The sequence below is a fragment of the Streptomyces colwelliae genome (assembly GCF_048158785.1).
Classification (GTDB): Bacteria; Actinomycetota; Actinomycetes; order Streptomycetales; family Streptomycetaceae; genus Streptomyces.
The window spans coordinates 25,511-32,006 of sequence record NZ_JBLTJC010000097.1 but is presented as its reverse complement, the minus strand read 5'-3'; the positions used below and the strand labels follow the sequence as shown (position 1 = coordinate 32,006).

General features: G+C 68.9%; 6 protein-coding genes and 1 pseudogene. 2 read left to right on the top strand and 5 right to left on the bottom strand.

What is annotated here, in order from left to right; all coding sequences use genetic code 11:
• The 4 genes and pseudogenes from ACNFOC_RS21485 to ACNFOC_RS21470 form a co-directional block, all read right to left on the bottom strand.
• Positions 1-171, bottom strand: a pseudogene (locus ACNFOC_RS21485) (cytochrome c oxidase assembly protein); the annotation flags it as partial.
• Between the two features lie 186 nt (positions 172-357).
• Complete coding sequence (locus tag ACNFOC_RS21480) at positions 358-1,383, bottom strand: 6-phosphofructokinase (protein WP_416960711.1); 1,026 nt, start codon at positions 1,381-1,383, stop codon at positions 358-360.
• A 189-nt stretch (positions 1,384-1,572) separates the two neighbouring features.
• Positions 1,573-2,301 carry a type 1 glutamine amidotransferase gene (locus tag ACNFOC_RS21475; protein ID WP_019059556.1) on the bottom strand — a complete coding sequence of 243 codons (729 nt, stop codon included), beginning with the start codon at positions 2,299-2,301 and terminating at the stop codon, positions 1,573-1,575.
• A gap of 21 nt (positions 2,302-2,322) precedes the next feature.
• The gene (locus ACNFOC_RS21470; RefSeq protein WP_416960710.1) at positions 2,323-3,561 is read right to left on the bottom strand and encodes a Mur ligase family protein; all 1,239 of its coding nucleotides are present in this window, start codon (positions 3,559-3,561) and stop codon (positions 2,323-2,325) included.
• 154 nt (positions 3,562-3,715) lie between these two features.
• Between ACNFOC_RS21470 and def the strand changes: the two genes are divergently transcribed.
• Entirely contained in the window at positions 3,716-4,255 is a 540-nt protein-coding gene (gene def, locus ACNFOC_RS21465; RefSeq protein WP_416960709.1) for a peptide deformylase, read from the top strand.
• A gap of 149 nt (positions 4,256-4,404) precedes the next feature.
• On the opposite strand, the gene ACNFOC_RS21460 is transcribed toward def, so the two are convergent.
• Positions 4,405-5,049, bottom strand: a complete 645-nt coding sequence (locus ACNFOC_RS21460) for a TetR/AcrR family transcriptional regulator (RefSeq protein ID WP_393753709.1) — start codon at positions 5,047-5,049, stop codon at positions 4,405-4,407.
• Between the two features lie 171 nt (positions 5,050-5,220).
• Between ACNFOC_RS21460 and ACNFOC_RS21455 the strand changes: the two genes are divergently transcribed.
• Positions 5,221-6,450, top strand: coding sequence for an acyl-CoA dehydrogenase family protein (locus tag ACNFOC_RS21455; RefSeq protein WP_416960708.1), 1,230 nt, complete (start codon positions 5,221-5,223; stop codon positions 6,448-6,450).
• The last annotated feature ends 46 nt before the right edge of the window (positions 6,451-6,496 follow it).

The window sequence follows — 6,496 nt, the reverse complement described above, 5'->3', positions numbered from 1 at the left end:
CCCCACAGGCCACGAGTCCCCCCGCCGCCGCAACCGCACGACCCCCCACCCGTACAGCCCGAGCCCGACCAGGCAGGCGGTGAGAAAGAACGGGTCGGCCGACCACTCAAGCCCCCGCCCGAACGTGAACGGCGGCAGATCCATGGTCATACCGTGCCCGCCGTGATCCATCGAACGGCTCCTGATTCGTGGGGGTGTGCGTCGTCTGTCCGCACCAGGGTAGAACCGCCCCCGGTCACTTCTACGACCGGGGCCAGCGGAACCCCCTAGGGGCGCGGGACTGTGACATTTGCGGCTCCGCCGCGCGGGCGCGACCAGCCACAGCGCGCCCGCACCCGACGAATCACCTCACGACGTTCAGAGCACGCACTCAGCCTCTTCATACCGATCAGCGGGAACGGTCTTCAACGTCTCCACCGCATCCGCCAGAGGCACCATCAAAATGTCGGTCCCCTGAAGCGCGGTCATCTTCCCGAACTCCCCCCGATGCGCAGCCTCCACCGCATGCCACCCAAACCGAGTAGCCAGCACCCGGTCATAGGCAGTCGGAGTACCACCCCGCTGCACATGCCCAAGAATCACCGGCCGCGCTTCCTTACCGAGCCGTTCCTCCAGCTCGATGGACAGCTGCCGAGCTATCCCCGCGAAGCGCTCATGGCCGTAGACATCCTTCTTGCCCTCGTCGAAGTCCATGGACCCCGCACGCGGCTTCGCCCCCTCGGCCGCCACGACAATCGCGAAGCGCTTACCCGCCTCGAAGCGTTCGCCGACGCGCGCCGCCAACTCCTCGATGTCGAAGGGCCGTTCAGGCACGACGATGGCGTGTGCGCCGGCCGCCATGCCGGAGTGCAGCGCGATCCAGCCGGTGTGGCGGCCCATGACCTCCACGACGAGGACGCGCTGGTGGGACTCGGCGGTGGTCTTGAGCCGGTCGAGCGCCTCGGTTGCGACACCGACCGCCGTGTCGAAGCCGAAGGTGACGTCCGTGACCGCGATGTCGTTGTCGATGGTCTTGGGGACGCCGACGATCGGGAGACCGGCGTCGTACATCAACTTGGCCGCCTTGAGCGTGCCCTCGCCGCCGATCGGGATGATCGCGTCGAGGCCGAGCTCCTCGACATGCCCCTTGGCCCGCTCGACGCCGTCCCGGAGCTGGGAGGGCTGGACTCGGGAGGAGCCGAGGATGGTGCCGCCGCGAGCAAGGATGCCGCTCACCGCGTCGAGGTCGAGCTTGAGGTAGTCGCACTCCAGGAGGCCCTTCCAGCCGTCCCGGAAGCCGATGACCTCGTCGCCGTGGTCCACGACGGCGCGGTGCACGACGGACCGGATGACGGCGTTCAGGCCGGGGCAGTCGCCGCCGGACGTGAGGACACCAATGCGCATAGCCCGAAGAACCTTCTCAGCGTGGGGCGAAACCGGACCACATTGTCCGGTACGAACCCCGCCACCCTAACGGCAGGAGGGGGCGGGACCGTAGCGTGCGTCCGCCTGCTGGACGACCCCGCTCACCTGCGCGGACGGGCCGTCAGACGGGCTGGTTGCCGGTATCCGAAGAGGAGATGGACACCTGGTTCAGGCAGGCTGCTGAGCTGCGCTGATGCGCTCGTTGCGGAGCGCCTCGTACCAGCGGTCGTCGATCGGCGGCAGCGCGTTCACGTCGAGGGCCAGCTTCAGCAGCAGGTCCGCGATCAGCGGGTTGCGGGCGAGTACGGGCCCGTGCATGTACGTCCCGAACACCGTGTCGTTGTACGCGCCCTCCGTGCCGTCGCCCGTGCCGTTGCCCTTGCCGAGCCGCACCTGCGCGAACGGGCGGGCGGTGGGGCCGAGGTGGGTGACGCCCTGGTGGTTCTCGAAGCCGGTCAGCTGGGGCAGGCCCAGGCGCGCGTCGATGTCGCCGAGGACGTCGCCGACGCACCGCTCGCCCTCGCCGCGCGTCGACACCACGTCGAGCAGGCCGAGGCCGGGCTCGCGCTGGCCGAGGTCGTTGATGAACTCGTGGCCGAGGATCTGGTAGCCGGCGCACACCGAGAAGACGATCGCGCCGTTGCCGACCGCCCGGTGCAGGCCGCCGTCACGGCGCAGGCGCTCCGCCGCGAGCCGCTGCGGACGGTCCTCGCCGCCACCGATCAGATAGATGTCGCCCGAGGTCGGGATGGGCTGGTCGCTGCGCACGTCCAGCCGGGCCACGTCGAGGCCGCGCTGCCGCGCCCGGCGTTCCACGACAAGGGCGTTGCCCTGGTCGCCGTAGGTGCTCAGCAGGTCCGGGTAGATCCACACCAGACGCAGCTGGTTGTCGCTCATGGTCAATTCATCCTCTGAGTCTCAGTTGCCGACGCGGCGGCGCAGGTCCTGGAACGCGGTGTAGTTCGCGATGACCTCGATGCGGCCGGGCGGGGCCATCTGCACGGCCTGGTCGAGGTTCTCGCAGACCTGGAAGTGCTGGTTGGCCACTTCCAGACGGACCGCGAGGTCCAGCTTGCGGTCGCCCACGACGAAGATGGGGTGGCCGGTCAGTCGCGTGTAGTCGACGTCCCAGAGCCACGAGGTGTCGGTGCCGTCGGCCCCGCGCGCGTTCACCGACAGGATCACCGGGGTCGGCGGCGGGTCGATCAGGCTGAACGTCTCGAGCCAGCCCGCCGGGTTCTTCGCCAGCAGCAGGCGCAGGTCGCGCTGCATGAACTGGACGACGTCATAGCGCCCGGCGACGGCCTGCACCCGGTACATGCGCTCCAGGGCGACCTGCGGCGGCACCCCGAAGACGGCGGCGACGGCTGCGGAGGAGGCGGCGTTGGCCTTGTTGGCACGCCCCGGCAGCTGAAGATGAATGGGCCAGGCGGACCCGTGCGGATCAAGCACATGATCTCCGGAGAGCGCCCAACTCGGCGTAGGCCGCCGGAACCCGCACTCGCCGCAGAACCAGTCGTCGCCCGGCCGCTGCATCACGCCACCGCACGAAGGACACGACCAGGCGTCGTCCTTCCACATCTGCCCGGCGGCGACCCAGATCACGTTGGGGGAGGAGGAGGCGGCCCACACGACCAGCGGGTCGTCCGCGTTGGCGACGACGACGGCCTTCGAACCGGCAAGCCCCTCACGCCAGTTCTCCGCGAGCATGCGGGTCTCGGCCGCGCGGTCGAGCTGGTCGCGGGAGAGGTTGAGCAGGGCGATGCACTTGGGGTCGGTGTCGCGGGCGACGCCGGCGAGGTACTTCTCGTCGACCTCGATGACACCGAACTTGGCGTCCGAGCCGCCGGCCAGCGCCGAGGTGATGCCGGCGGGCATGTTGGCGCCGAGCGCGTTCGAGACGACCTCTCCGGCGGCCCCGAGGGCCTCGGCGATCAGTCGCGTCGTCGTGGTCTTGCCGTTGGTGGCCGAGACGAGCGTCACGTCCAGGCTCTGTGCGAGCCGGGCGAGCAGGTCGGGGTCGAGTTTGAGTGCCACTCGGCCGCCGATCACCGATCCGCTGCCCCGCCCCGCGGCACGCGATGCCGCCGCGACCGCCTTGCCCGCCGTCACGGCCAGCTTGGCCCGCGGCGTGAGCGGGTCCGAGTTGCCTGCCATCAGTTCTCGATCCTCCTTGCGTACGCGCCGCGCCTCTGCCTCCGGCAACGTGGTGTGGACCTCAGCCTATCGAGATCCTTATCGGTGCCCGAACCGCGGCACCGCGAACCCCTCGTGGCGGGCGTGCGCCGTAGAGAACCGTACCCTTGCGGCCATGCGATACGGCTCCATCCCGGGCGCCCACGGGCGAGTCCGTCCCCTCACCCTGCTCGGCGACCCCCTCCTGCATGCCCCGTGCGAGGAGGTCACGAACTTCGGCCCCGAACTCGCCCGCCTCGTAGAGGACTTGTTCGCGACGATGTACGCGGCCCAGGGGGTGGGCCTCGCGGCGAACCAAGTAGGCGAGTCCTTGCGGGTGTTCGTCTACGACTGCCCCGACGACGAGGACGTCCGCCACCTCGGCCATGTGGTCAACCCACGCCTGGTGGAGACGGACGGTGTGGTGTTGCGGGGCCCGGAGGGCTGCCTCTCCCTACCGGGCCTGGAAGCGGGAACGGAGCGCTACGACCACGCGGTCATCGAGGGCTTCACGATGACCGGCGACCCGATCACCGTGCACGGCACGGGTTGGTTCGCACGGTGCTTGCAGCACGAGTACGACCACGTGGAGGGCCGGGTGTATGCGGACCGCGTGACGGGCTGGCGCCACAGCAGGTTGATGCGACAAGTTGGCCGAGCTTCTTGGTCCCGGTGAGCTGAGGTCTTTCAGGGGCGCGGGGCTGTATCGATGTGCGGCTCCGCCGCGCGGGCGCGACCACCTCTCAGCACCGGTGAGCGAGGTCTTTCAGGGGCGCGGGGAACTGCGCGACCAGCCCCCACGCACCTGCACTTTGAATACGACCGTCAGAACCCCGGCCCACCGACCTTGTCCCCGGCGGCAGCCAACCGCCCCCACAACAGATCAGCCAGACTCCGCACCAACTCGGCCCGGGAGCAAGGCCGTTCACCCAGCCACCAGTCACCCGCCGCGTGCATCATCCCGACAATCCCATGCCCCCACACCCGAGCCAACTGCTGACTGTTGGGCCCGAGATCCACCCGCTCCTCGATGACCTGAGCCAACTCCTCGCCCATACGCCGGAGCAGCGGAACAGAGTGATTCCCCGTGTCGAACCCCTGATCCGCGGTCTGCCCACCCTCCACGGGATGCATCAGGAACCGGTACACCTGAGGCAGCGCCTCGATCGCGGCGAGGTACGTGTCGAGCGTCGACTCGACCCGCTCCCGTCGCTCGGCGGGTGCGTCCAACGCCGCCCGCAACGAGGACAACAGGGCATCGGTATGCCGCTTGGCGAGGGCGGCGTACAGTCCACCCTTGTCCCCGAAGTGCCGATACAGAATCGGCTTCGTAATACCCGCTTCCGCGGCGATCGCGTTCATCGAGGCCTGCGGACCATCACGCAGCACCACTCTGTCCGCGGCCTCCAACAGCTCTCGCCGTCGGCGGTCGGCGGACCGCTGTTGATCGGTCCGCTGCGTGGTGTCCATGATCTCTCCCCACCCGTGCTGAATCGGTGACGCCTGCGCAAACTAACACTCAATGGTCCCAACACCTCGAACGGGCTGCCGAGTGGTCATCGGGAGTTGACTTTTCCTACCCGCCGGTAACAGACTCTGTCGTTACCGCAAGTAACATGCTAGTGCGCTGCTGGAGGAGTCATGGCCGAGTTCACCATGGAACTCAACGACGAACAGAAGGAGGTGCGGGACTGGCTGCACGGCTTCGCCGCCGACGTCATCCGCCCCGCCGCCGCCGAATGGGACGAGCGTGAGGAGACTCCCTGGCCGGTCATCCAGGAGGCCGCGAAGGTCGGCATCTACTCCCTGGACTTCTACGCCCAGCAGTACTTCGACCCCACCGGCCTCGGCATTCCCATGGCCATGGAGGAGCTGTTCTGGGGCGACGCGGGCATAGCCCTCTCCATAGTCGGCACCGGTCTCGCCGCGGTCGGCGTCCTCGCCAACGGCACCGAAGAGCAGATCGGCACCTGGATTCCCCAGATGTACGGCGACGCCAACGACGTCAAGGTCGCCGCCTTCTGCTCCTCCGAGCCCGACGCCGGCTCCGACGTGGCCTCCATGCGCACGCGTGCCGTGTACGACGAGGCCAAGGACGAGTGGGTGCTCAACGGCACCAAGACCTGGGCGACCAACGGTGGTATCGCCAACGTCCACGTCGTCGTCGCGGTCGTCGACGCGGACCTCGGCTCCAAGGGCCACGCCTCCTTCATCGTCCCGTCGGGCACGCCGGGCCTGTCCCAGGGGCAGAAGTTCAAGAAGCACGGCATCCGCGCCTCGCACACCGCCGAGGTCGTCCTGGAGGACGTGCGCGTCCCCGGTTCCTGCCTCCTCGGCGGCAAGGAGAAGCTGGACGAGCGCCTCGCCCGCGCCCGTGAGCGCGCCAAGGCCGGCGCCGGCGAGCGCGTGAAGAACGCCGCGATGGCCACGTTCGAGGCGTCCCGCCCGGCCGTCGGCGCGATGGCGGTGGGCACGGCCCGCGCGGCGTACGAGGTCGCCCTCGACTACGCGATGACCCGCGAGCAGTTCGGCCGCCCGATCATCGACAACCAGGGTGTCGCCTTCCAGCTCGCCGACATGCGTACGTCCATCGACGCGGCACGGCTGCTCGTGTGGCGCGCGTCCTGGATGGCGGTCAACGGCAAGCAGTTCACGGCGGCCGAGGGGTCGATGTCGAAGCTGTTCGCGAGCGAGACGGCGAAGAAGGTCACCGGGCAGGCTATTCAGATCCTGGGCGGCAACGGCTATACGCGTGAGTATCCGGTCGAGCGGATGCACCGGGACGCCGCGATCTACACGATCTTCGAGGGCACGAGTGAGATCCAGCGGCTGGTGATCGCGCGGACGTTGTCGGGGATGCCGATTCGTTGAGTTTCGGGTGCGGCTCGGTGGGGGCTGGTCGCGCAGTTCCCCGCGC

What these genes read in the sequence shown, in the direction of transcription:
- ACNFOC_RS21470 (WP_416960710.1), bottom strand. Translation starts at nt 3,561, where the DNA reads ATGGCAGGCAACTCGGACCCGCTCACGCCGCGGGCCAAGCTGGCCGTG.
- ACNFOC_RS21455 (WP_416960708.1), top strand. Translation starts at nt 5,221, where the DNA reads ATGGCCGAGTTCACCATGGAACTCAACGACGAACAGAAGGAGGTGCGG.
- ACNFOC_RS21480 (WP_416960711.1), bottom strand. Translation starts at nt 1,383, where the DNA reads ATGCGCATTGGTGTCCTCACGTCCGGCGGCGACTGCCCCGGCCTGAAC.
- ACNFOC_RS21475 (WP_019059556.1), bottom strand. Translation starts at nt 2,301, where the DNA reads ATGAGCGACAACCAGCTGCGTCTGGTGTGGATCTACCCGGACCTGCTG.
- def (WP_416960709.1), top strand. Translation starts at nt 3,716, where the DNA reads ATGCGATACGGCTCCATCCCGGGCGCCCACGGGCGAGTCCGTCCCCTC.
- ACNFOC_RS21460 (WP_393753709.1), bottom strand. Translation starts at nt 5,049, where the DNA reads ATGGACACCACGCAGCGGACCGATCAACAGCGGTCCGCCGACCGCCGA.